The 23,355-nt window shown below is 47.5% G+C and carries 26 protein-coding genes; 10 read left to right on the top strand and 16 right to left on the bottom strand.

Annotation, left to right across the window (positions count from 1 at the left end):
* Window positions 1-88: 88 nt before the first annotated feature.
* The 7 genes from LOZ80_RS00625 to LOZ80_RS00595 all read right to left on the bottom strand — a co-directional run bounded on the left by LOZ80_RS00625 (window position 89) and on the right by LOZ80_RS00595 (window position 6,657).
* Window positions 89-526, bottom strand: a complete 438-nt coding sequence (locus LOZ80_RS00625) for a hypothetical protein (RefSeq protein WP_238169626.1) — start codon at window positions 524-526, stop codon at window positions 89-91.
* A complete protein-coding gene (locus LOZ80_RS00620; protein ID WP_238169625.1) occupies window positions 526-747 on the bottom strand; it encodes a hypothetical protein in 222 nt (73 codons plus the stop codon). The genes LOZ80_RS00625 and LOZ80_RS00620 overlap by 1 nt, the downstream gene beginning before the upstream one ends.
* Before the next feature lie 1,120 nt (window positions 748-1,867).
* A complete protein-coding gene (locus LOZ80_RS00615; RefSeq protein WP_238169624.1) occupies window positions 1,868-3,934 on the bottom strand; it encodes a peptidoglycan D,D-transpeptidase FtsI family protein in 2,067 nt (688 codons plus the stop codon).
* An 18-nt stretch (window positions 3,935-3,952) separates the two neighbouring features.
* Window positions 3,953-4,678 carry an HAD-IA family hydrolase gene (locus LOZ80_RS00610; protein WP_238169623.1) on the bottom strand — a complete coding sequence of 242 codons (726 nt, stop codon included), beginning with the start codon at window positions 4,676-4,678 and terminating at the stop codon, window positions 3,953-3,955.
* A 160-nt stretch (window positions 4,679-4,838) separates the two neighbouring features.
* Window positions 4,839-5,987: a transglutaminase family protein gene (locus tag LOZ80_RS00605; RefSeq protein WP_238169622.1), complete on the bottom strand. Its 1,149-nt coding sequence runs from the start codon at window positions 5,985-5,987 to the stop codon at window positions 4,839-4,841.
* 26 nt (window positions 5,988-6,013) lie between these two features.
* On the bottom strand, window positions 6,014-6,448 hold the full coding sequence (locus tag LOZ80_RS00600) for a hypothetical protein (protein ID WP_238169621.1): 435 nt from the start codon (window positions 6,446-6,448) through the stop codon (window positions 6,014-6,016).
* A 53-nt stretch (window positions 6,449-6,501) separates the two neighbouring features.
* Window positions 6,502-6,657, bottom strand: a complete 156-nt coding sequence (locus tag LOZ80_RS00595; RefSeq protein WP_189011499.1) for a hypothetical protein — start codon at window positions 6,655-6,657, stop codon at window positions 6,502-6,504.
* 111 nt (window positions 6,658-6,768) lie between these two features.
* Between LOZ80_RS00595 and LOZ80_RS00590 the strand changes: the two genes are divergently transcribed.
* Window positions 6,769-7,935: an MFS transporter gene (locus tag LOZ80_RS00590; protein WP_238169620.1), complete on the top strand. Its 1,167-nt coding sequence runs from the start codon at window positions 6,769-6,771 to the stop codon at window positions 7,933-7,935.
* Window positions 7,936-8,103: 168 nt separating this feature from the next.
* Window positions 8,104-8,457: a toprim domain-containing protein gene (locus tag LOZ80_RS00585; RefSeq protein ID WP_238169619.1), complete on the top strand. Its 354-nt coding sequence runs from the start codon at window positions 8,104-8,106 to the stop codon at window positions 8,455-8,457.
* A 28-nt stretch (window positions 8,458-8,485) separates the two neighbouring features.
* On the opposite strand, the gene LOZ80_RS00580 is transcribed toward LOZ80_RS00585, so the two are convergent.
* The 8 genes from LOZ80_RS00580 to LOZ80_RS00545 form a co-directional block, all read right to left on the bottom strand.
* Window positions 8,486-9,118, bottom strand: coding sequence for an SCO family protein (locus LOZ80_RS00580; RefSeq protein ID WP_238169618.1), 633 nt, complete (start codon window positions 9,116-9,118; stop codon window positions 8,486-8,488).
* A 17-nt stretch (window positions 9,119-9,135) separates the two neighbouring features.
* Window positions 9,136-10,113, bottom strand: coding sequence for a heme o synthase (gene cyoE / locus LOZ80_RS00575; RefSeq protein WP_238169617.1), 978 nt, complete (start codon window positions 10,111-10,113; stop codon window positions 9,136-9,138).
* Between the two features lie 265 nt (window positions 10,114-10,378).
* Window positions 10,379-11,239, bottom strand: coding sequence for an urease accessory protein UreD (locus tag LOZ80_RS00570; RefSeq protein ID WP_238169616.1), 861 nt, complete (start codon window positions 11,237-11,239; stop codon window positions 10,379-10,381).
* Window positions 11,232-11,891, bottom strand: coding sequence for an urease accessory protein UreG (gene ureG, locus LOZ80_RS00565; RefSeq protein WP_189011510.1), 660 nt, complete (start codon window positions 11,889-11,891; stop codon window positions 11,232-11,234). The genes LOZ80_RS00570 and ureG overlap by 8 nt, the downstream gene beginning before the upstream one ends.
* A 36-nt stretch (window positions 11,892-11,927) precedes the next feature.
* Window positions 11,928-12,650 carry an urease accessory protein UreF gene (locus LOZ80_RS00560; RefSeq protein ID WP_238169615.1) on the bottom strand — a complete coding sequence of 241 codons (723 nt, stop codon included), beginning with the start codon at window positions 12,648-12,650 and terminating at the stop codon, window positions 11,928-11,930.
* Window positions 12,651-12,686: 36 nt separating this feature from the next.
* A complete protein-coding gene (gene ureC / locus LOZ80_RS00555) occupies window positions 12,687-14,402 on the bottom strand; it encodes an urease subunit alpha (RefSeq protein ID WP_238169614.1) in 1,716 nt (571 codons plus the stop codon).
* Window positions 14,383-14,766, bottom strand: a complete 384-nt coding sequence (gene ureB / locus LOZ80_RS00550; RefSeq protein ID WP_238169613.1) for an urease subunit beta — start codon at window positions 14,764-14,766, stop codon at window positions 14,383-14,385. Before ureB ends, ureC begins: the two co-directional genes overlap by 20 nt.
* A 25-nt stretch (window positions 14,767-14,791) precedes the next feature.
* On the bottom strand, window positions 14,792-15,094 hold the full coding sequence (locus LOZ80_RS00545; protein ID WP_189011518.1) for an urease subunit gamma: 303 nt from the start codon (window positions 15,092-15,094) through the stop codon (window positions 14,792-14,794).
* Window positions 15,095-15,375: 281 nt separating this feature from the next.
* Between LOZ80_RS00545 and urtA the strand changes: the two genes are divergently transcribed.
* The 7 genes from urtA (at window position 15,376) to gerQ (ending at window position 21,863) form a co-directional block, all read left to right on the top strand.
* Window positions 15,376-16,650, top strand: coding sequence for an urea ABC transporter substrate-binding protein (gene urtA / locus LOZ80_RS00540; protein ID WP_238169612.1), 1,275 nt, complete (start codon window positions 15,376-15,378; stop codon window positions 16,648-16,650).
* A 94-nt stretch (window positions 16,651-16,744) separates the two neighbouring features.
* Window positions 16,745-17,650: an urea ABC transporter permease subunit UrtB gene (gene urtB, locus LOZ80_RS00535; protein ID WP_238169611.1), complete on the top strand. Its 906-nt coding sequence runs from the start codon at window positions 16,745-16,747 to the stop codon at window positions 17,648-17,650.
* A 19-nt stretch (window positions 17,651-17,669) separates the two neighbouring features.
* Window positions 17,670-18,746 (top strand): urea ABC transporter permease subunit UrtC, encoded by a 1,077-nt coding sequence (urtC, locus tag LOZ80_RS00530; RefSeq protein ID WP_238169610.1) that lies wholly within the window; start codon window positions 17,670-17,672, stop codon window positions 18,744-18,746.
* Window positions 18,747-18,793: 47 nt separating this feature from the next.
* Window positions 18,794-19,585, top strand: coding sequence for an urea ABC transporter ATP-binding protein UrtD (gene urtD / locus LOZ80_RS00525; RefSeq protein ID WP_238169609.1), 792 nt, complete (start codon window positions 18,794-18,796; stop codon window positions 19,583-19,585).
* Complete coding sequence (gene urtE, locus LOZ80_RS00520; protein WP_238169608.1) at window positions 19,578-20,273, top strand: urea ABC transporter ATP-binding subunit UrtE; 696 nt, start codon at window positions 19,578-19,580, stop codon at window positions 20,271-20,273. The genes urtD and urtE overlap by 8 nt, the downstream gene beginning before the upstream one ends.
* A 223-nt stretch (window positions 20,274-20,496) precedes the next feature.
* A complete protein-coding gene (locus tag LOZ80_RS00515; protein WP_238169607.1) occupies window positions 20,497-21,186 on the top strand; it encodes a response regulator transcription factor in 690 nt (229 codons plus the stop codon).
* Between the two features lie 221 nt (window positions 21,187-21,407).
* Window positions 21,408-21,863: a spore coat protein GerQ gene (gene gerQ / locus LOZ80_RS00510; RefSeq protein WP_238169606.1), complete on the top strand. Its 456-nt coding sequence runs from the start codon at window positions 21,408-21,410 to the stop codon at window positions 21,861-21,863.
* 50 nt (window positions 21,864-21,913) lie between these two features.
* Here gerQ and LOZ80_RS00505 read toward each other — a convergent pair whose 3' ends face one another.
* Window positions 21,914-22,207, bottom strand: coding sequence for a hypothetical protein (locus tag LOZ80_RS00505; protein ID WP_238169605.1), 294 nt, complete (start codon window positions 22,205-22,207; stop codon window positions 21,914-21,916).
* A 156-nt stretch (window positions 22,208-22,363) separates the two neighbouring features.
* On the opposite strand from LOZ80_RS00505, the gene LOZ80_RS00500 reads away from it, so the two are divergent.
* Window positions 22,364-23,347 carry a metal-dependent hydrolase gene (locus LOZ80_RS00500; RefSeq protein WP_238169604.1) on the top strand — a complete coding sequence of 328 codons (984 nt, stop codon included), beginning with the start codon at window positions 22,364-22,366 and terminating at the stop codon, window positions 23,345-23,347.
* Window positions 23,348-23,355 lie beyond the last annotated feature (8 nt).

The following is a 23,355-nucleotide window of genomic DNA, read 5'->3' as shown; positions in this document are numbered from 1 at the left end:
CAACATTTTATTCATAAATATTGGTTTTCTCATAGATCATGTCGGTGTAACGATGGTGAAAGCCATGATTGTTTTATAACGACAGCAATCACTTCACTTCCACTTTAATAACAAATACAACATGTCCTTCAGACCATTCAGCGAAATATGAGTACGTATGAATTCCTTCGGAATATGGAACAACAATTTCATTTTTTGAATTGTCCAGTGCAACTGATTCTTTTTCACTAAGAACTTCATGAATTCTGCCTATTTTTTTAGGACTTCTATCAAACGAAATGACGATTTTTGAATTAGGCGGTATGACGACAGGTTCAACATCAACATCAATGGCTGCCGAATCGCCATAATCCGTTTCTGCTCCCCAGCGGTAAGTATGATATTTAGCGGGAATGGCAATATCCGTGTTTTCAACATAAGCTGTAGAAGTAGGCAGTGGTTTATTGCGAATATTGCTAAACATCGATTCGCAGGAACTGAGAAGCAAACAACAACATATCCATAAACTAAATAACATGATTCTCATTAATTGATGTCCTCTCTGATTGCCAGCGCAATAATCTCATCTTCATTCTGTTGTCCCGGCTCGCCCCTGAAAAACAATGACTGCAAATGAATGGTATAGGCCAGAGGTGATTTCATCGAATCATAAATAATACCACGGATTGGTGCAAGGAAGTTCGTCTGGTTGCCGCTGCGTTTTTCTGCCGCTTTCAGCTCTTTGGCTTGGAGTTTGACCGCAGCCATGCGTCGGCTACAACGCGCGCCCAGGATTCGCACGCGTTGTGCAAAGAATAAAATATGGATCCGAAACGAAAAGTGCTGCTTTTGGGTAAGTCTTCTTCTTACCATCCATGAAGGATGATTTCATACCACTAAAGCCTTTCTTTCGCATACGCCACTTTTTAATTTCATTAAAAAGACGGAACATTTTCAAGGGGTGTTCACAATTTATGGAAAATAGTTGGAGAGAGTTTCCTCAAAGTTCAAATCTCCTTACGGGGAAGCTCCTTACGAACTCAAGAACCCTTATTTGACCCAAAATGGTCCATTTGGAAAACTAACGAATTCCATATACGTTATTTTAAAAAAATGATCACCATTCCACCTATAATCTGCTCGATAACGCCAATTCAGTTCATTAGATCTCCAAAGTAGCCAAATTCTCGTCTTTAAGCATCACACAGTTCATTAGAGTGACACAAAGATTGTGGGGCGGCTTAGTGATGGGCGGACATGCCGGTAACGCTGTTTTTCAACGTTACAGCTCTCACTTTCGCCTCAGTCGCCGCCTTAACGCTGGTTTTCAGCGTTAACTCAACTGAATTGCCCTTCATCGTGCTCATTCACTGACGGTAACGTTGTTTTTCAACGTTACAGCTCTCACTTTCGCCTCAACCGCCACCTTAACGCTGTTTTTCAGCGTTAACTCACCTGAATTGTCCTTCATCGTGCTTATTCACTGCCGGTAACGTTGTTTTTCAACGTTATAGCTCTCACTTTGGCCTCAACCGCCACCTTAACGCTGTTTTCCAGCGTTAACTCACCTGAATTGCCCTTCACCGTGCTCATCCACTGACGGTAACGTTGTGTTTCAACGTTACAGCTCTCACTTCGACCTCAACCGCCACCTTAACGCGGTTTTTCAGCGTTAACTCACCTGAATTGTCCTTCATCGTGCTCATTCGCGGACGGTAACGTTGTTTTTCAACGTTACAACTCTCACTTCGGCCTCAACCGCCACCTTAACGCGGTTTTCCAACGTTAACTCACCTGAAACCCCCTTCATCGCGCTCAGCCACCTCCGCCAACAACGCAAAAAGGCTGCTCCCCAGGTTTTCAACCTTGGGAAACAGCCTCTAATCCTTTACCACGGCTTCTTGCCGCCGCCGAGTTTCGTCAAGATGCCATCATTCGCGGCATCGTACGCTTGAAAAATCTTCGCAGCAATCGGCGACGCTCCGTAACGTCCGTATCCGCCTTCCGGTACGACGACAGCAATCGCGAGCTTCGGATTCTCAACAGGCGCGAAGGCAATGAATACGGCGTTGTCGATCGTCCCGCCTGACACAGCTTGCGTCGACGTTCCCGTCTTGCGCGCTACATTGTAGGGCAGCTCTTCGATACCTTCCGCTCCACTCTTCATCCCGTGAATGATCGTGTTCCAATCGCCTTTGGCGAATAAAGCCGTCGAGTCTTCCATGACCTCGGGCTCGACTTTTCTGACCAAGTCCCCTTCAAAGCTGCGGATTTCATCAACGAACAAAGGCTTCATTTTCTTCCCTCTGCTTGCTAATGTAGCCGCGAATTGAGCCAGCTGCAGTGTGGTCGTCTTCTCGTTTTGCCCCCATGAAGCGTAAACCATGGCAGACTGATAGCTATCTTTTTTGGCATTTTTCACAAAGTCGTTAGAGCCTGCGTTCTCACTCGGCAATCCGCTTCCGGTTTTAACGCCAATCCCGAACTTGGCTAAGTATTCCGCCCATTTATCGGTGACTTTGACGTTCTCCCCGCCATACTTCGAATAGAAGGGAATGCCCACTTTGGCCGACATATACGTATTCGAGGAATGCTCGATAGAGCCAGCGGCATCCAGATTGCCGTATGCCACTTTCCCGGAATTTGAGATTGAGCTCGTCGATCCCGTTTTACCGAACGTAAATGTTCCGGTATCGTTATAATATTGATTCGCAGGCGTAATCAGTTTCTCCGTTAAACCGATTAGTACCGACAACGGCTTAATGGTTGATCCCATGAACACGATGGAAGATGGGTGCTTCGGCCGTTCTTTATCGGTATATTTCGGATAGGCTGTAGTAATCGATCCATTTGCGATGAAAGATCCTACCTTATCCAAATTGACCTGGGAAATCCCGCCCGTCCACACATTCGAATCATAGTCGGGGAAGTTGGCCATCGTCACGATGCGCCCTGTATCGACTTCCATCGCTACCGCATAACCAGCCTCCGCATTTGCCCCGTATTTGATAAAAGCATCATTCCGCGCATAAGGCGTATGCAGGAAAGCGATTTGATCTTGAATGGCTTTCTCCGCTGTTTTCTGAATATCCTTGTTGATTGATAGGTACAGATTGTTGCCTTTGATCGGTTTGGTTACTGTCGCTCTGCCGATAATTTTCATAGCCGCGTTCACAGGATACACTTTGTACCCGTTTTTGCCGCGCAAATCATCTTGGTACATTCTTTCGATGCCGTCAAAACCAACATTTTCTGCAGGCAAATATTCTTTGCTTTCCGGATTATCCTTGTACATCTCCTGCGCAGACTGTGTCGAGTATTTATTGAGATATCCGATCAACTGCGGGGCAATTGTCGTTGTGCCGTCATCGTCCATTTCGTAAGTACGGATACTTTCTTCTGTGACTTCAAGCCATTTGAATTCATCGCGATGCTCTAATAAATACGCAATTTCTTCCTTGGAAAGGTCCGTCTTGATTTTACGGGGAACCCAATAATAGCTGGGGTCCTTTACTTTATTTTGATTAATGTCATAACCCAAATCCATGGCTAACACAATTTCTTCCGGTGTTGGCTGTACAGCCGTCTTTTTGCCGTATTTATCAAAAACATCCGTCTTGAGTCGACGTGCAAGGTTAATAATTTCTTCCTTATCTTGCTGACCAGGCTCAATCCTGAAAAATAAAGACTGCACAGGGATCGTATAAGCGAGCGGGGACTTGGTTGAATCATAAATATTGCCGCGGATAGGCGCAATTTTGTTCGTCTGATTCGTGTTCGTATTCTCGGCCGCTTTGAGATCTTTGGCTTGCACGAATTGTAAAATGGCTAAACGCACGATTAACACGGAAAACAACACGAATGTTACAAAGAAAAAAATATTGATCCGAAACGAAAAGTGCCGTTTTTTGGTGATTTCCTTTTTCTTCGGATCATCCATAATGGATGACTTCATCACTTCTCAGATCCTTTCTTACCCAATTGCTTGTTGATCTTGAAAAAGCTCGAGCAGGGTACGAATACCTTCCCCGGTATGATAGGAGTAGCGGATAATGCGAATCGCATCGATCCCTGCCTGATTTGGCGCCCAAACATCATTCGTCTCATGGTCACCGATATAGAGAACGTCCTTAGCCTCTACGCCGGCCCGCTCCAAAGCCAACTTGAAGATCGCCGGATCCGGCTTCTCCAGTCCCACCTCAGTCGATACGAGAACAGGATCAAAGTAATGCAGGATCCCCTTATCTGCCAGAATCGCTTTAAGCGTAGGCGCGAAATTACTGATAATTCCGATTCGAAAGCCTCGTTCTTTCAGCTGTTCCAGGAATGGTTTCACATCGTCAAATAGTTCATAATACTCCGGTGCTGTAAAAATATCATAGAGTTCATGACAGCAATCGAAAATCTCTTCCTCTGTCCATTCCTCGTGAATCCCTAGTTTATGAAGCACATATTTATATAGCTGAACCCAGAATTCACGATCCGATTCCGGACTGCAAACAACGAAATTATCCTGCTTATCTACGTAATAAAAAAGACGAAAAGCTTCGGTGAAAAGTTCATTGATATGGGATTCATCGCGATCCACGGACCGCAGTTGCAGATATTGTTTCAAAATCGTTTGAGCCGCTGGAATGGTGAGCAACGTGTCCCCCGCATCCAGATAAATCATAGGGTAGTCCTGAATTGCTTTGCGCATACTTTCTCCTTTTCACAATCATCAGATTGGCACCTACTTAGTGTACCACATTTATTTGGGGATGAGAAAAAGCAGCCAATGATAATTCACAAATGTAAAAAGCCCCCTCTTTAACGTTCTAAAGAAAAGGCTTCTCTGCATGCTTTATGCTAATAATCTTCTAGGCGTCTTTCACATGGGTTTGATCGAAATTCGGCGGATTGAACCAATTGCCTCCGCTTGCCACCCATGTGGAATCCAGTGGTACCCAACGATTCGTTTCCTTCAAATAAACTTCATTCCAAGCATGAGGTCCGTAGCTGCCCTGCCCATCATAGCCCAGGCCCGTCACTACTTTCACATCAAGGCCAATCGATCTGGCCATTTGGGCATATAATCGGGAATAATCAATACAAACGCCTTCGCGTGTGTTAAAGGTATCCTCTGGCGTCTGCTCCTTCCAGATTCGTTTCTCTTCATACAGCTTAACCTTGTCCCAATCATATTTAACGCGGCTGCCTACCCAGTTATACAGCAGCTTCGCCTTCTCTTCATCCGTTGTTCCGCTAGCCGTTACTTCCTTGGCGGCATCCGCGATATTGCCCGGAATCTTGGCATCAAGCACTTCATATTTGCGCTGTAAAATATTCGTGAATTCATCTTCCACAGCTCGCGTGAAAACAGGCACCTTCTCGGTTATGAAATCCCCTGTAAAGGGAGCGATGACTTCTTTAGCCCCTTTTTGATACATCTGGGAAGATTCAATATATGTTGTAACCGAGGAATGCGGGAACAGTGTCACATAGATGAACAGAACAGCAATAAGCATGAGTGCTCTGGCGAAGCCTGCAACAGAACCTATCGCTCCGCCCGAAACGGAGCTGAGCATGGATTTCCTGCGTTCCTGAGACGTATAGCGTTCAGCCAACCAAGTGCCGATTAACGGATATACCAACAGGTTAAGCAATTGCTTGACGATCATATAACCAAGCAAGAACAGCACGCCAAATCGCAGCAGCGGAAAATCGCGAATACTCGTTATCGCCGTATAGTAGGTCTGTTTCAGGATGCCAATATCAGCACTTGGAATTTGTAAGTTTTGAGCTTTAAGCCAGGTTTGAATCAAGGGAGACAACAGTTGAACGCCTTTCCAGGCGATAAACATGGAGATAACAGCGACGCCAGCTTCCACAAGCATAGAAATCAGATGCTTCGCTGATCCTGATCCACCCCGTCTAAAGCCTTGTATGATGGAACCTGCGAATAGGAGTACAATCACGATGGATATCAGATTTATTGAAGTTGCTTGGAACCACGTCGTATCCGTCATGACTTCTCACCATCCTATCTAACTACTTATGGCTTGGCATTCTTCTTCGCTTGCTCAATAAAAGTATTTATCGCAGCGTTTGCATTCATTTTGAACGTTTTTCCGAGGAAAGTAACCTGCACTTCATCAGATCCTGACTTTCCTTCCACTTTCAAACTCTTTGTTGTTATGAGAAAGGAGCCGTCCGGATTGGCTTTGAACTGCGCATCCTTGGCTTCTTCTGTCAGAGTGCTGACTGCCTTCTCCGTAACTTCATTCCCGACTTGGGAAACCACGCTTGCCCCAATATCCTTTATTTTATCCTTATAACTCGCTCCATAAACAACCAAAGCCCCGACAATCGCTATAACAACGACCCATTTTACAACGGTTTTCACAATACCAACTACGATAAAAAGCACAATAATAGCAGCTACAATTAAGTACCAACGATCCTGTGCAAAAGTAATCCACTGATCCAAACAAACCCCTCCTAATTATCCAAAAGTCCTTCCTATCATACTACAGAGGCTGCTTAGTCTTCATCTCTTTTTTTCCTTAACTGGGCTAATCGTTGCTCAATTTCTTCCGTTTTATCGATTCTGCCCCGCGTCTTGCGAAAAGCTTGTCTCAACCGGAAGATAAGAAATATCGCTACACAAGCAAGTAAAACAATGACATACGTATCCATAAAATCCTCCTTTGCGATGAATTGTGTCATTTGGTTGGAAAGGTTATATCTGTAGGACGAGCGGCGTACAACTAAAGAAGAGACAAGTTAATGAATCGAGGTGGCAAGAACATGCGAACAGCAATATGGTTGTACTTATTTATGTTTGTGGCGTTTTTTGATTTGCACGCGCAGTACCCGATTCTTTCCCCCTTCGCCTTATCTTTGGGCGCAGCTCCTTCTTTTATCGGGCTTATCATGGGAGTTTACTCCCTCACACACTTACCTGGCAATCTGCTTGCCGGCTACGGCGTGGATAAATACGGCAGTAAATTTTTTATCGTCTTTAGCCTGATTGTAGCAGGGATCATCTTGCTTTTTCAATCCAATGTTAAAGATCCATGGCACTTGCTATACATCCGCTCCATCAGCGGCTTTGTTCTCGCCTTCTTATCGCCAGCCTGCTTAACTCTGCTCGCTCGCATCGCCAAAGACCGCATCCATCAGAGCAAGCTAATGGCAGGCAACGGGCTCGTTCACACTTTGGCATCTGTCGTTTCCCCAGCCGCTGGCGCAGTCCTTGTTGCCAAAATCGGCTTCACAACGGCATTCTCTGTTTTGGGATGGGTCCTTATTATTACAGGGATCTTGGCAATCTTCGGGGTAAATGAGAAACAGATGTTGGGACAAACAGCCAATAAGTCCGTCTTATTGGATCCTCATGGGCATGAGCTGCCGGATAAAGATTCGGATGTGCCAGACGACGTGTCTATGCCTTGGCTATTTTTCCTCATTCCAATGGCTCTTTCCTGTTCGCAAGGCATCCTTTTCTTTGAGCTGCCTTTAATGAAATCCGCCAGAGAATCGATTCTTACTTCCGGGGTATTTTTCACTTTAATCAGCTTGGGCGCATTATTAAGCATCAGCTTCTGGTTCCTTAATAAAGTGCCGCCCTTTATTCGCACCGTGTGCGGCAGCTTATCCCTTGCCGTCGTTTTCTTCGGACTAGCTATTCAATGGCCAATTCCGCTTACCGTCTCTCTCTTCCTGATCGGTATGGCCAAAGGCGTCATTTATCCGGCATTAGCTGCTCTATTAGCCAGCATAACGAGCAGCAACCGCTATGGCCGCGTCTTTTCTTTGCTGTCGATTTCCTATTCTGTCGGCGCTTTTATTGGTCCGATGATGGCTGGGCAGCTCCGCGACCATATATCCTCCTATTTCATCGCTTTCTTTATCTTAATGCTCGCTCTTTCCCTTCTCCCTTTGCGTTCTTTTAAAGCACCCGTAACGACGTAAACAGCCATTTTATCGGGCGGCCTGAGCCAATCAGGCCGTCTTTGTGCTGTCAATCTGTGTCATTTCCCGGGAAATGGCAACGGATTATTTGGCAAACGTCGAATCAAATCCTTGGAACACATGCCAAAACGGGTTATACTACAAAAAAACCTGGTTGGAGGAGATCCCATGTCGATCGCTATCATTGTAGAAGGTAAAAACGACAAAAGCCGCTTAAAACGAGTGGTTGATGACAGTGTTCTCATCCTCTGTACATTCGGCACCCCCAGCTCCTTAACGCTGGACGAACTGCGGAAAAAAGCAGGCCACAAGCACGTTTACTTATTCACGGATAATGACGCTTCAGGCAAAAAAATCAGATCCTTGCTGCGTGATACGTTCCCAGACGCTGAACAAATCTATACCCGCAAAGGTTATGCCGGAGTCGAAGGAACGCCAGAGGAATATATCATCCAGCAATTAGAAAAAGCAGGCCTGGACGAGTATATTATATACCCTTCGACAGAACCTGCTGTTGAATAATTAATGCTATTAATAATTGCGTTTTGCGTTATTTCCCTTTAGACAAGGTCACCACGTCTTTGACAATGTGGTCAGCGTCTAACTCTGGCCGGCTTGCATCGTAATAATTGCGGATTTTCCCTTTGGGATCAACGAGTAAAATGGCGTTGGAATGCGAGAAGTTGCCGTCTTTCTCTTTGATGACCATAATGCCGTAATCTTCAGCAAGCTTGTGAATCTTCGCTTCTTCGCCGCGGAGGAACATCCATCCACTCGGATCCGGCTTGGACTCAAATTTGGTTCTGAATTCCTTCAGCACCTCAGGCGTATCGCGGTTTGGGTCCACCGTGATGGATAAAATTTCTGCTTTCGTTCCGAACAAACCTTTTTTCTTCAGTTCTTCCTGTACTTGTGTGAGAAGGAATGTTGTAGGCAAGCAAACATCGGGACAGAAAGAATAAAAGAAATAAACCAAACGAACCTTGCCGTCCGTATCCTGGGAAGCTACCGATTTGCCATCCAGATCCTGCAATTGAAAAGAAGGCGCTTGTTTCATTGCCGTCAACCGGGGGTCAGCTTCATTGCTGTTCGCCCACAATTTGTAGGCGAATGACGCGATCATCGCAATGAGAATGACACCAAGCGCTAATTTGAACCAATTTTTCTCAAAAAAAGTATTCATTCTGTTAGCCCTCTATTCTAGCTTATGTTCACAGTATCAACGACCATGAGGATCGATAAAAATGTTAAATACATAATTGAAAATAGGAATGTACGCTTAGCCCATTGTACTTCAGCTTCGCCTTTTTCTTTGAACCCTTTGACACACATCAACACCCAGATTAAACCAAGAACTGTTGATCCAATTAAGAATACATAGCCTAGATAACCATACGCCGTTAACATCACGGTAACAGGCACGAGCAGTACGACATAACGCACCATGCTGATTTTGGTTACATAAGAACCTTTAACAACAGGCAAAAGTGGAAAACCAGCTGCGCGGTACTCTTCCATCCGGCGAATGCCCAGCGCCCAGAAATGAGGCGGCTGCCACAAGAACAAGAAAGCAAATAATAAAATAGCTCCCGCATCCACCGTGCCGGTAACGGCACAATACCCGATTACCGGAGGCGTCGCCCCGGAGAATGCCCCTACAAATGTACTCCATACTGAGGTTCGTTTGAACCAGGCGGTGTAGAGCCACACATACAAGAACAATCCAAGCAAGCCTATAAGCGCTGCCAGCGGTGATGCAGCGGCAAAATACAAAACAGACAATCCGATTATCCCCAAAATAATGCCGTACCACAGAACGACATTTGCGCTAAGTCTGCCGCTTGGCAAGGCTCTGTTCTTGGTCCGTTCCATCTTCGCATCCATTTCACGATCCAGGAAATTGTTCAACACCGTGCCGCCTGCCATCACAAGCGCTGTACCCAGCATTGTCCATATCAGATGCATCCAACTGACATCCCATCGTGCCGCCATCCAGTATCCGGCAAATGCTGTCATCAGATTCGAATAAATAATACCTGGTTTCACCAAGCGATAAAACTCTTTTGCCGTTACAGGCTCTGCAGATGAATGTTTATTGCTAGCATCTATGGATTCGGTCCCTACAGATCCTTGTGGCGAGCCGCTAGTTATTCTGTCATAACTTGCTTGATTTTCCACGTTATTGCCCTCCCTCTATGTCGAACTTCCGAGCTATTTGAATTTAGACCACTTTCATCATACCAACCCGTACAACGTTTGACAATGAAGTGCAGCCAGTTGTCATCATATTGTCGATTCTCCTACCAGTATGCGTGTAAAAAGTGCTTACCATTCTCTGCCATTCGAAAATCCTGTGACAGAACCGGGAACAAAGTAGATTCTCCCGATCCACAGCGCCATCAAAACAAAAAGAAGCCCAAGGGCTCCTTCCAGCGAACAACTATTATTTATGCACCATTAATGGGGTTAAGGCAAACAAGCTGCGGCGAATCTCGTGCCACGCTTGCGACAACGCGATCTGCACTTCCCAGGCATGCCGTCCCAAGACCGAGACAATCAGCCCATATTTATAGGTCAGACTGGCTCCGACACGCATATGGCTGCCTTCGCCATTCAGCGTTTCCAAGCACTCCAGCAGCGCCTCGAGATGCTGGTGCTTGAGACGGTCCGAATACACGTACAGATTGCCAAGATGCGTTTCGTGCTCCCAACAGCCCGGCGCGGTCAATGGCATAACCGCCGGTTCAATTCTCTGATTTTGATAATATATCAGTTCGTTGGCGTACCGAACCTTCAACCGATTCGTATATCGGGTATAATGAAAAATTTCACCGCGCTGCGTTCGTCCAGGACAGAGGACATCTGATAAGATAAGCACAGAACCCGGAGCAAGATGAACCTCCATCTCCGCAGCCAAATTGGCATCCTTGTACAGCATCAGCGGCTCCGGTATATACTCCAGCAGCGCGTCCGCTTCCAAATACAGCGTTTGCCGCTGTGTACTCCCACTACCGGCCGCTGAAGGATGAACCTTCGTGAACGACTGGTTCGTGAGAAAAACACGGGCACCTTCCCTCAGGCGCATCGTGATTTCGTAATGATCCCCAGACATCAGGCCTGGGGAACAATCCATCATATAGACGCCCAGCTGCTCCGCAGGAGGGGTGTCCTGAGAGATAGTTTCGTTCTCGTATCGAAACGTTTTGGCAATTTTGAGCGGGGAGGCGTGATATTTGTGTACGAGCTGCGTCAAGCCGCTGCGCACCGCAAATTCCGCTTGAATCTCCCCGGTCACGCTAGGCATGGCTGAACTCCGTTTCCACCCATGCGACAATGTCATCAAGCCCTGTGCCGCCCATCAGGTTGGAGAAGATATACGGACGGTCGCCGCGCATCTTCTTCGTGTCCGAATCCATCACTTCCAGGCTGGCACCCACGTAAGGGGCGAGATCGATTTTGTTAATGATCAACATGTCGGATCGCATGATGCCAGGGCCGCCTTTGCGCGGAATTTTCTCGCCTTGCGCCACATCAATGATATAGATGAATCGGTCGACCAATTCCGGACTGAACGCCGCCGCCAAATTATCGCCGCCGCTTTCAATAAAGATAATATCCAGATTGTCGAACCGCTGCTCCAATTCTTCAATCGCTTCGAAATTCATCGAAGCATCCTCACGAATGGCGGTATGCGGACAACCTCCGGTCTCTACCCCAATGATGCGATCCTCTGGCAGCGCCTCAGAGCTAATCAAAATACGGGCATCTTCCTTTGTATAAATGTCATTCGTAATAACCGCAATGCTGTAGCGGTCATTCAGTTTACGGGCTAATCGCTCGACCAGGGCTGTTTTGCCGGAACCTACGGGACCGCCGATCCCGATACGCATCGGACGACTCCGGTCCACAGCTGGCTTTTCCCACGGGTGATGATGATGACCTTGACCTTGACACATAGCCATTCCTCCTCAAATTGGATTAGGGTGTTAGCCCTAAGACATAAACAATCGCGAATATAGGGTTTCATGCTGCATCATAGCCAAATCAGCGGCCGGCGAGTTCGTATACGCATCCAAGGGATCTAGGTGAGCCACACGCCGCCACTCCTGCTCCGTCAATGGAACCAGCTTGGCAAGCAGAATCTGCCCTTGCGTCTGCCCCATGGACATGAGCCTCAGCGCGCTGTTGATGCAGGTCATGATGCAGCTGTATAAATATCCTTCCACCGCTTGATCCAGCGGCACCCCAAGTTGATAGCTGACCCATCCATGAATCATCGGATGATTGGCACTGCAACGTCCTGCCTTCACAGCCTCATCGAGCGGCTGCCAAGGCAGATTCGGATACATGGACCTAGCTAGCTGAAGCAGTCTGCGCCCCATTTTCTGAACACCGATTCTAGTTTCGCTTGCAGCACGCTGCACGTGCAGCATGTGGTCGATCTCCCAGAGCTGCTCCCATGACTCGCTCGGCATAAGTTGATACACCGCTTTGATCACCATCGCATCTGAGGAAGCCCAGTTGTTCGCAAGCATCGTGCCGATGTAAGCTTCAAGCTCATCCACCGTTTGCAGACGACCTTGCTGAACTAACGTTTCCAAACCAAAGGAGTGAGAAAAGCCGCCAATCGGCAGAGCGGAGTCAAGCAGTTGTTGATAAGCGAGCCAGTGGAACTTTGGGGGCGTTTGCTGTGAAGTCGTTCCTGTTGCCGTCATTTATGCTCACCTCCGCCAGGGACTTCCCTTATCTTTTTAAAATAAAAAATATAACTGCGCCATCGGCAGCTCGGTCGCCGGCTCGCAGGTAATGGCTTCGCCGTCCACTTTCACTTCGTATGTTTCGGGATTCACTTCAATGGAAGGTGTCTCGTTATTATGAATCATGTCTTTTTTCGAAATATCACGACAGCCTTTCACAGGCTCTACCCGCTTTTGCAAACCTAATTTCTCCGCGATCCCGCGGTCATAGGCGGCTTGCGATACGAATGTAATGGAGCTCTGTGTCAACGCTTTGCCGAAAGCAGCAAACATCGGTCTGCCAAAGACAGGTTGCGGCGTCGGGATGGACGCATTGGGATCCCCCATTTGAGCGTAGGCAATGCTGCCTCCTTTAAGGACGAGATCCGGCTTGACGCCAAAGAACATCGGACTCCAAATAACCAAATCCGCGAACTTCCCAGGTTCAATCGAACCGACAAGATGCGAGACACCATGCGTAATCGCAGGGTTTATCGTATATTTGGCAATGTAGCGCTTGATTCGGAAATTGTCGCCTTCCTCCGTATCCGGGGACAGCGGTCCACGCTGTTTCTTCATCTTATCCGCTGTTTGCCAAGTCCGGATAATGACTTCGCCGACCCTGCCCATCGCCTGCGAATCCGAGCTCAGCATGCTGAATACGCCCAAATCATGCAGGATATCTTCCGCCGCAATCGTTTCCGGGCGAATCCGCGAATCAGCGAAAGCGACATCCTCCGGAATACGACTATCTAGATGATGACAAACCATCAGCATATCCAAATGTTCCTCGATTGTATTGATCGTGTATGGCCTCGTCGGGTTCGTGGAAGACGGGAGAATGTTAAGTTCAGCAGCCGCGCGGATAATATCCGGCGCATGGCCTCCGCCCGCTCCTTCTGTATGATACGTATGAATCGTACGGCCCTTGATTGCCGACAGCGTATCCTCCAGAAATCCCGCTTCATTTAATGTATCCGTATGAATGGCTACTTGAACGTCGTATTGATCCGCTGCTTCCAGGCATGTATCAATCGCCGCCGGTGTTGTTCCCCAGTCTTCATGAAGCTTCAAACCAATAGCTCCAGCTTCAATCTGCTCCACTAAAGGAGCGAGGAACGAGGCGTTTCCTTTGCCCGTAAAACCCAAATTCATCGGGAAGGCTTCCGCCGCTTCCAACATTCGCTGCATATGCCATGCGCCCGGTGTACATGTTGTGGCGTTGGTCCCTGTAGCAGGACCCGTTCCACCGCCAATCATCGTTGTCACCCCAGAGGACAGGGCTGTCTCGATTTGCTGCGGACAAATGAAATGAATATGAGCATCGATGCCGCCCGCTGTCACGATTTTACCTTCTCCAGCAATCACTTCCGTGCTGGCTCCTACGATCATATTGGGGTGAACGCCATCCATGATGTCCGGGTTTCCGGCCTTGCCGATTCCCACGATGTGACCGTCTCGGATACCGATATCCCCTTTGACAATGCCCCAATGGTCGATAACAACAGCATTCGTGATCAAAGTATCAAGGACGCCTTGATCGCGTGTAGCGCCGCTGGATTGCCCCATGCCGTCACGAATCACTTTACCGCCGCCAAATTTGCATTCATCCCCGTATACCGTGTAATCATGTTCAATCTGTGCCCATAATTCTGTATCAGCCAATCGAATGGCATCTCCAGTTGTAGGACCGAACATCGAAGCATAGCTCTTACGATCTATTCGATTCACCGGGATTCCCCTCCCATGTTTGCAATCTATCTTTCACCTCATTGGGCATTTGCCCTTTGACAGCCGAGCCCTTGCTCAAATTATTCAGGCCATAGGATACCTTGGCTCCGCCTAATTCAACTAACTGGACAGGCTTCTGCTCGCCAGGCTCGAATCGGACAGCAGTACCTGCCGGAATATCAAGCCGCATCCCATAGGCAAGTTCTCTCGGAAATGCCAAGGCGCGATTCACTTCAAAAAAGTGAAAATGAGAACCTACCTGTACAGGACGGTCTCCTGTATTCGTTACGATCACATCGACCGTCTGTCTGCCAACATTCAGTTCAATATAGCCTTTACCTGTTCGAAATTCTCCCGGAACCATGTTGTCGCCCCTTTCCTTTCATCATCTAGGTAATTGGTTCGTGAACGGTCACTAACTTCGTACCATCAGGAAATGTCGCTTCGACTTGAACCTCGTGAATCATTTGTGGCACTCCTTCCATGACTTGCTCAGCCCGCAGAATCGTTGTCCCGAACGACATCAATTCAGCAACGGTCAACCCGTCTCTGGCTCCTTCCATGATTTCCGATGTGATCAGCGCTATACTTTCCGGATAATTTAATTTCAAGCCTCTTCCAAGTCTTCTGCGAGCTAAGTCTGCGGCGACTGTAATGAGTAATTTTTCTTTCTCTCTCTCCGTTAAATGCACATCTTCACCTCTTCAAAAACCGAATGATGGTAATCCTTTACACTCATTATATTCGTGTATTTAACGATTGTAAATCTCATATGTCATATATAGTTACATGAAAATAAGGTTTTTCGAAGAAATATTTCGGGTTTATGTGATTGTTCCAAAGTTTTTAACGGCGTTTGTGCATAAAACACAAAAAATAATTCATTTGTGTCATATATATTGACACCATCTTCTTTTCCCACTTATCATAGGCCTTGTAATCCAAATCTTGTAAGTAAGGGAGTGGTTAGGGAATGAGAGAGATAAGAAACAAAGGTAAACTCACAGTCGCTTTGAGCATGGCTATTATGTTGGTCATCGCGGGCTGTGCCAAATCGGTTCCGACGGCATCAACATCAACTACACCTAAGGCGTCTACAGCTGCGGAGGCAAAGGCAGATTCGAAGGATGATACCGTACCTGTTGGTATTCTTCACTCTCTAACGGGAACGATGTCCATAAGCGAGGTATCTGTTCGAGATGCCGAACTGATGGCTATTGACGAAATTAATGCAGCCGGGGGACTCTTAGGCAAGAAAATCAAGCCCGTGATTGAAGACGGTGCATCCGATTGGCCTACTTTTGCAGAGAAAACTAAGAAGTTACTGCAGAAGGACAGCGTTGTAACGATCTTTGGCTGCTGGACATCAGCAAGCCGCAAAGCCGTTCTTCCGGTCGTCGAACAGAACAAAGGACTGCTTTGGTATCCAGTCCAATATGAAGGCGTGGAATCATCACCGAATATTTTCTACATTGGCGCAACAACGAACCAACAAATTATCCCCGCTGTAACCTGGCTCCTGCAAAACAAAGGAAAGAAATTTTACCTCTTAGGTTCTGACTACGTCTTCCCAAGAACTGCCAACAAAATCATTAAAGAGCAGTTGAAAGCCGAAGGCGGTACGCTCATTGCTGAAGAATACACTCCGCTTGGACACACGGATTACAACACAATCATCAGCAAGATCAAAAAAGACAAACCGGATGTCATTTTCAATACATTGAACGGTGACAGCAACGTTGCCTTCTTCAAACAATTGAAAGATGCCGGCATTACAGCCAAAGACTTAACGACGATGTCCGTCAGTATTGCGGAAGAAGAAGTGCGCGGCATTGGAGCGTCTGTCTTGGATGGACACTATACGGCTTGGAATTACTACCAAACAACGGATACGCCAGAGAACAAAAAATTCGTTGAAGCTTACAAAGCCAAATATGGGAAAGACCGTGTAACTGATGATCCCATTGAAGCAGGCTATACAGCTGTTTATTTATGGGCAGCCGCGGTCAAAAAAGCAGGTTCCTTCGAGGTCGAGAAAGTGAAAGCCGCTGCCAAGGGCATCGAATTCAACGCACCTGAAGGGAAGGTTGTTATCGACGGCGAGAATCAGCATATATCCAAAACAGCGCGTATCGGTCAAATTACGGCTGATGGGCAAATCAAAGAAATTTGGAACTCCGGCCAACCGCTTAAACCAGATCCATTCCTCAAAACATACCCATGGGGTGGAGAAGTAACGAAAAAATAAGAGCAACTTAGGAAGATCGTACTTGGAGCCAGGACTGCCTTGCGGCAGTCCTGGATTTCATCATTTACTCGGGCTTCACTGGGGGAGGATTGTTATGAGTCTGCTGCTGCTTCAACTGTTCAACGGCTTAAGCCTTAGTTCCATTCTGCTCCTGATTGCCATCGGTCTCGCGATTACCTTCGGTCTTATGAATGTGATGAATATGGCGCACGGCGAATTTATTATGATCGGCGCCTATATGGCTTATCTGGTTCAACAATGGTTTCAGAAAATGCTGCCAGCCTCTGCTTTCGGGTGGTACTTCATTGTTTCTCTGGGCGTCGCCTTTGCCGTAGCCTTCTGCATCGGCTGGCTGCTCGAGGTTTGCTTGATCCGCTTCATGTATGGAAGACCGCTGGATAGCTTGCTTGCAACCTGGGGCGTGAGCCTTGCGCTGCAGCAGCTCGCGCGCACCATCTTTGGCGCGCCGAACGTAGCCGTTAAAGCGCCGGAATGGCTGGAAGGCGGGTGGCATGTAACAGCCGACCTTATTCTTCCATACAAGCGACTCTTTATCATCGCCTTAGTGGCGCTTTGCATTCTCATTATTTATATGTATCTCTATCACTCCGCAGGCGGCAGACGCATGAGGGCTGTCATGCAGAATCGCGAAATGGCCGCTTGTTTGGGCATATCCACACGCCGGGTAGACGCTCAGTCATTCGCCTTCGGTTCAGCCATGGCAGGCATTGCAGGATGTGCTTTAACACTGTTAGGACCGATCGGACCGACCATTGGCACTTATTATATTGTTGATGCTTTCATGGTTGTTGTGCTTGGAGGTATCGGCAAGCTCATCGGAACCGTAGCAGGAGCATTAGGCATTGGCGTTTTCAATACAGCCTTGGAATACACCACGAGCGCTACGCTCGGCAAAGTGCTAGTCTTCACGCTGATTATCGCCTTCTTGCAATGGAAACCGATGGGACTTGTAACGATCCGTTCCAGATCCTTAGATTAAGAAAGGATGTGCCACCTCCATGCTCTTAGCCGGACAATCCAAACTCAAACTTATCGTGTATACCGTTTTCTTAATTGCTATCGCGCTAGCCCCACTCTTCTTGTCTGAGTTCCGTCTCTCGCTGCTCGGCAAATTTCTCGCTTATGCCATTATTGCCATGGGTATTGATCTCATATGGGGATATACAGGCATTCTAAGTCTCGGACATGGCGTTTACTTCGGACTAGGCGCCTATTGTATGGCTATGCATCTAAAGCTGGCTGCAACACCTGACCAACTGCCGGACTTCATGTCCTGGAGCGGTGTCGAGAGCTTGCCTTGGTTCTGGGTCCCCTTTCACAATGCGGGAGCGGCATTCCTGCTTGCCCTCATCGTACCGATGATTGTCGCCTTTATCTTAGGCTATTTCACTTTCCGAAACCGGATCAAGGGCGCCTTCTTCTCCATTCTGTCCCAAGCGCTCGTCATCATTACGGTCACTTTATTCGTCGGTCAACAAGGGTATACCGGAGGGACGAATGGACTCACGAATTTCAGTACGTTTCTTGGCCTGGATTTGCAAGCACAATCCACAAAACTGTTATTTTTCTATCTCACGCTTGCCATCGTTGCTCTCGTCCTGATTCTATGCAGCATCCTTGTCACCAGCCGTATAGGCAACATCCTGACTGCCATTCGCGATGGAGAGAATCGCGTTCGCTTCATTGGCTATAACCCGGTCACGTTTAAAGTATTTATTTACTGCGCATCAGCCGGATTAGCCGGGCTTGCCGGTGTGCTCTTCGTCCTCCAGGAAGGGATTATCTCCCCTGCACAAATGGGAATCGTCCCCTCCATCGAGATGGTGTTGTGGGTAGCTATCGGTGGACGTTCTACGATCGGAGGCGCTGTTCTCGGAGCTCTGGTTACCAATGCAGCGAAAACTACATTCAGTGAAGCTTATCCCGCTTGGTGGCCGATTATGTTAGGAGCCTTGTTCATTATCGTCGTACTTTTGCTGCCCAAAGGCATTGTAGGAACGATCACCCACTACACATCCAATTGGAAAAAGCCCGTGCTTCCCAAACCGATCTCTTCTTCGCAAGAAGTCAGCTAGCCCTGTAAAATCAACGTTTTTCTGAACAAAGAAGGAGGAAATTCCCCATGCTAGGACAATTAGCGAAGCATGAACCTGCAGCCAGCGAGAAGATCCTGAGCGTAAAAGGACTTGAGGTGAGCTTTGATGGTTTCAAAGCCTTACGGAACCTGGACTTTTCCTTGCAATACGGAGAACTCCGGTTCCTCATTGGACCGAATGGAGCAGGAAAAACAACGCTCCTGGATGTCATTTGCGGGAAAGTGAAACCTTCACACGGCCACGTTTATTTCAAAGATGCCATTGATTTAACGAAGCATCAAGAGCATCAAATCGCTCAACTCGGCATCGGGCGCAAATTTCAAGCGCCTTCTGTCTTCTCAACCCTCACTGTTTTCGAAAACTTGGCTCTATCCATGAAGCAAAAACGCGGTCTACTCAGCGCCCTATGGGCGAAGACTACAAGTGAGCAACTGGATCGATTGCATCTCAGACTTGGGATGATTGGTTTGCACAACAAGAGCAAGGAGCGCGCAGGCTCCCTTTCTCACGGAGAGAAGCAGTGGCTCGAAATCGGCATGCTACTGATGCAAGAGCCTGATCTGCTCCTGCTCGATGAACCGGCTGCCGGAATGACAGACAGTGAAACCGAGAAGACAGGCGAGCTGCTGCACGAGATCGCTGCCAATCAGACCATCATCGTTGTCGAGCACGATATGGAGTTCGTTCGTCAATTCGCCAGAACCGTTACTGTGCTGCATGAAGGCACTGTCCTGCGGGAAGGCACCATGCAAGAAATCCAGAATGATGACAAGGTTGCTGAAGTTTATTTGGGAAGGAGAGTGGAACGCGGTGCTTAACCTTCAGAAGTTGGAAGCCGGTTACGGCGAAAGCATGGTTGTGCGGGGCGTCAACCTCCAGGTAAAACCCGGGCAAATCGTCTGTCTCATGGGACGTAATGGTGTAGGGAAGTCTACGCTGATGAAGACGATCATGGGGATCATTAAGCCTAAGTCTGGCACAATTTCCTACAATGAGCGGGATATCACAGCGTCCCCCCCGGATCGGCGAGCCAAGGCGGGGATCGGCTACGTACCGCAAGGACGTGAAATTTTTCCTCAGCTTAGTGTTGAAGAAAACCTCTTGCTCGGCCTAGAAGCTGCAACCGATGGCCGAAAGAAATTGCCTGACTCCCTCTTCGAGACGTTTCCTATACTTGCACAGATGCTTCATCGCAAAGGAGGCGACCTCAGCGGTGGACAGCAGCAGCAATTAGCCATCGCACGCGCGTTAGCCCCCGGTCCAAAGCTGCTGCTGCTCGATGAACCGATGGAAGGCATCCAACCCTCCATTGTGATGGAAATTGAGGCGATCATTGAGTCCATTAAGCGCAATCGTGAAATCGCCGTACTGCTCGTGGAACAAAGCTTGGAATTCGCAACCAGCATCGCCGACTATTATTATGTCTTGGATCGGGGTACCATTGCTGCAGAAGGCCAGGCTGAGCATCTAAGTGAAGATCAAGTCCGAAAGCATTTGACTGTATGAATTTGGTAGTTATGACCCATCCTATACGAAGAAGCTGGAATACTTGACCTACGCAGTAGGTATCAAGTACCCCCCAGTTTCTTTTTTTCTGCAAAATGACCTATTTATTAACATAACACTGGACGTCACAAAATGGATAATGATAACATGACTATAGAAAACAATTATTTGCGTCCGGCATATCGAGGACCAAGCCTTTTGAAGGAAAGGGAGGGGAACGTTTATGTCTAAAGTTTTAATCATTGAAGATGATTTAAGCATTGGTGAAATGATGTCCATTTATTTGTACGAAGAAGGTTATCAAGTCATGCGGGCAGAAACTGGCCGCCAAGGTGAAACCCTATTCCGTGACTTTGAGCCTGATGTTATCGTGCTGGACATTATGTTGCCTGATGTGGATGGTATTCAGCTATGTACGCACTTTCGATCCGCCTCGATGATTCCTATTCTTATGGTTTCTGCGAAGAGCGAAGTTTCCGACCGTGTTAAAGGCTTGCAGACCGGCGCTGACGATTATTTATGCAAACCTTTCTCGATGAGAGAGCTAGCGGCACGCCTACAAGCTCTACTGCGCCGTTCCCATGTCTTTGTGCCGCCGACGGCTCAGACGGAGGAATCATCTGACCCCATTGTCCATTTGGATTTCGAGAAACGATGTCTGTTTGTCCAAAATAAATTGATCGAAACGACCTTCTCTGAATTCGAAATTATGAAGCTGTTGTGGCAAAATCAAGGGCGCGTATACAGCCGCGAGGAACTTCTGAACCGGGTTCGTGGCTTCGATTCTTATGTAACGGAACGTGCTATCGATGTTCACATCGCCAACCTTCGCAAGAAAATAGAAGTCGATCCCAAAGAACCGAAGTACATAAAGACCGTCTGGGGAGTCGGTTATAAATTTTTATTCTCCTGAGCCTCTTCTGAGGCTTTTTTGTTTGCCAAAAAATGCTGAAAATCAGTCACCATATAGGCAAACGCACAATATGATGATTATGGATAATGACCTTGCTGAAGCTGGCTGTTTCAAAAAGCTAAAATCGCGGCGCACAAGGTTCTAGGAAAAGCATAGTTTCGCATATCTAAGAAGATCAGAAGAATGCTTTCACAAGGAAAGCTTAAGGAGGATTTACTTTTATGTTGAATAACCCTTTCAAGATTGGCAACCAAGCCAACCCGCAAGCGCAGTACGGGTATCCCTACCCTGCCTATCCGGTTCCTACGACGATTACGAACAAAGTCGTACCGCAAACACCCAATGGCGCATTCCTGCCGCAAACTGGCAATCCTGGACCCGCAGGCGTGAACCCTCCCGGGCTTCTTCCTTTGGAAGAATCCTACATCGAGAATATTCTTCGCCTGAACTTAGGCAAAATTGCTACCATCTACATGACATACGAGAACAATTCCGAATGGAATGCCAAGATTTTCAAGGGCAAACTAGAAGCTGCAGGACGTGATCACATCATCATCAGCGATCCAGCGACAGGCATGCGCTACTTACTGCTTATGGTTAATCTAGACTACATTACATTCGACCAGGAGCTTCAATACTACTATCCATACGCGGGCGGCGCTGGCCCACAAAGATAACCGCACTATGATTGAACCGCTTGCTCGCTTGCTGAGCAGCGGTTTTTTCGCTATGTGCTCGGAACCTCAGCGAAATGCCACATATGCAATTTGCGCAAACCGCCTTCTACCCAGTCCTCCCACATTGGCTGCGCGCCTATTTCCACATCTTGGAGTCGTTCCCGCTTGAATTGGGTATACTCTTCATAGGTAACGTCATGCCAAATTTCTACATAAAGCCCCTCTTGGTCCGTTCCCTCCAATAGCTCCAAACGCCCTTCCCTCTGCCGCCATTCCTGCATATAGATGAGAAATGGCTCACGAAAAGCCGTTTTTATGGCATACTCTACAAAAACTTTAGACATTTTTAGATCTCCCTCCGATTTATTTTTTGCTCTAAAATGGTAAACTAATAAGAAGACGGAAAAAGTGGATTCATCGGAAGCCCTTTTTCCAACCGTACAATCAGCCTTGTTTACGAGAATTGTTTTCCTATGGAAAACGCTTAGGAGGAAACCAAGTTGGACACAGGAACTCACCTAGTTATTGGTTTAGGGTTAGCAGGGCTGTCGCAAATTGATCCTAGCGTTTCGGCGGATTCAGCAGCCACTACAGCGGTCTTCATCGGAACGGTCATTGGCTCACAGATTCCGGATGTGGACGGGCTGCTTCGATTCAAAGGAAACGCCACGTACATTCGCAATCATCGCGGTCGCTCGCACTCTTTACCGGCGCTATTGCTTTGGACGCTGCTTATTACCGGAGCACTCGCGCTATTCTTCCACGGAGTCCCGCTGCTGCACCTTGGGATGTGGGTAGGCATCGCCGTCTGCTTTCACGTTTTCACCGATTGTTTCAACACATATGGGACACAAGCGATACGGCCTTTTTCAGAAAAGTGGGTGTCGTGGAACATTATTCACATATTTGACCCTTTTATCTTTTCAAGCCATATCGCGGCGATCTTCATGTGGTCCTTTCACATTGCAAGTCCCAAGCTCGTATTCCCGTCGTTGTACGGAGTCCTTGCCCTCTATTATATATGGCGTTCACTTGATCATTACATTGTTGAAAAAGGGCTTTACCGCAAAGATCCAACCCATCAGCCGGGAGATAAATACACGCTTATTGTAACATTCAACCTCTATGTATGGAATGTCGTGAAACAGAGGACGGATGGCACCTATCAATTGGGTGAACTCAAAAACGCAAAGCTCAGATGGATTGATACCGTCAAATGTGAAGATCATCCAGCAATTGAAGCGTCCAAGCAGCATGAGGACATTCAAGCACTCCTCTACTTCTCATCCTTCACCTGCGCCGAGGTCAAAGAGCATCGTTGGGGCTACGAAGTCAGATGGGCGGATGTCCGTTATCGCCACCGCAAGCAATATCCTTTCGTCGGTGTCATTCTGATGGATCACAACTATCAAACGTTGGATTCGTATGTTGGTTGGGTGAATGATACCCGACTGGAGAAGAAACTGCGTGTCGATCTCTACTAGCAGGCAAA

This window comes from Paenibacillus sp. HWE-109 (genome assembly GCF_022163125.1).
GTDB lineage: Bacteria > Bacillota > Bacilli > Paenibacillales > NBRC-103111 > Paenibacillus_E.
Note: the sequence above shows the minus strand (reverse complement) of the source record. Positions and strands in the feature narration are given on the sequence as shown.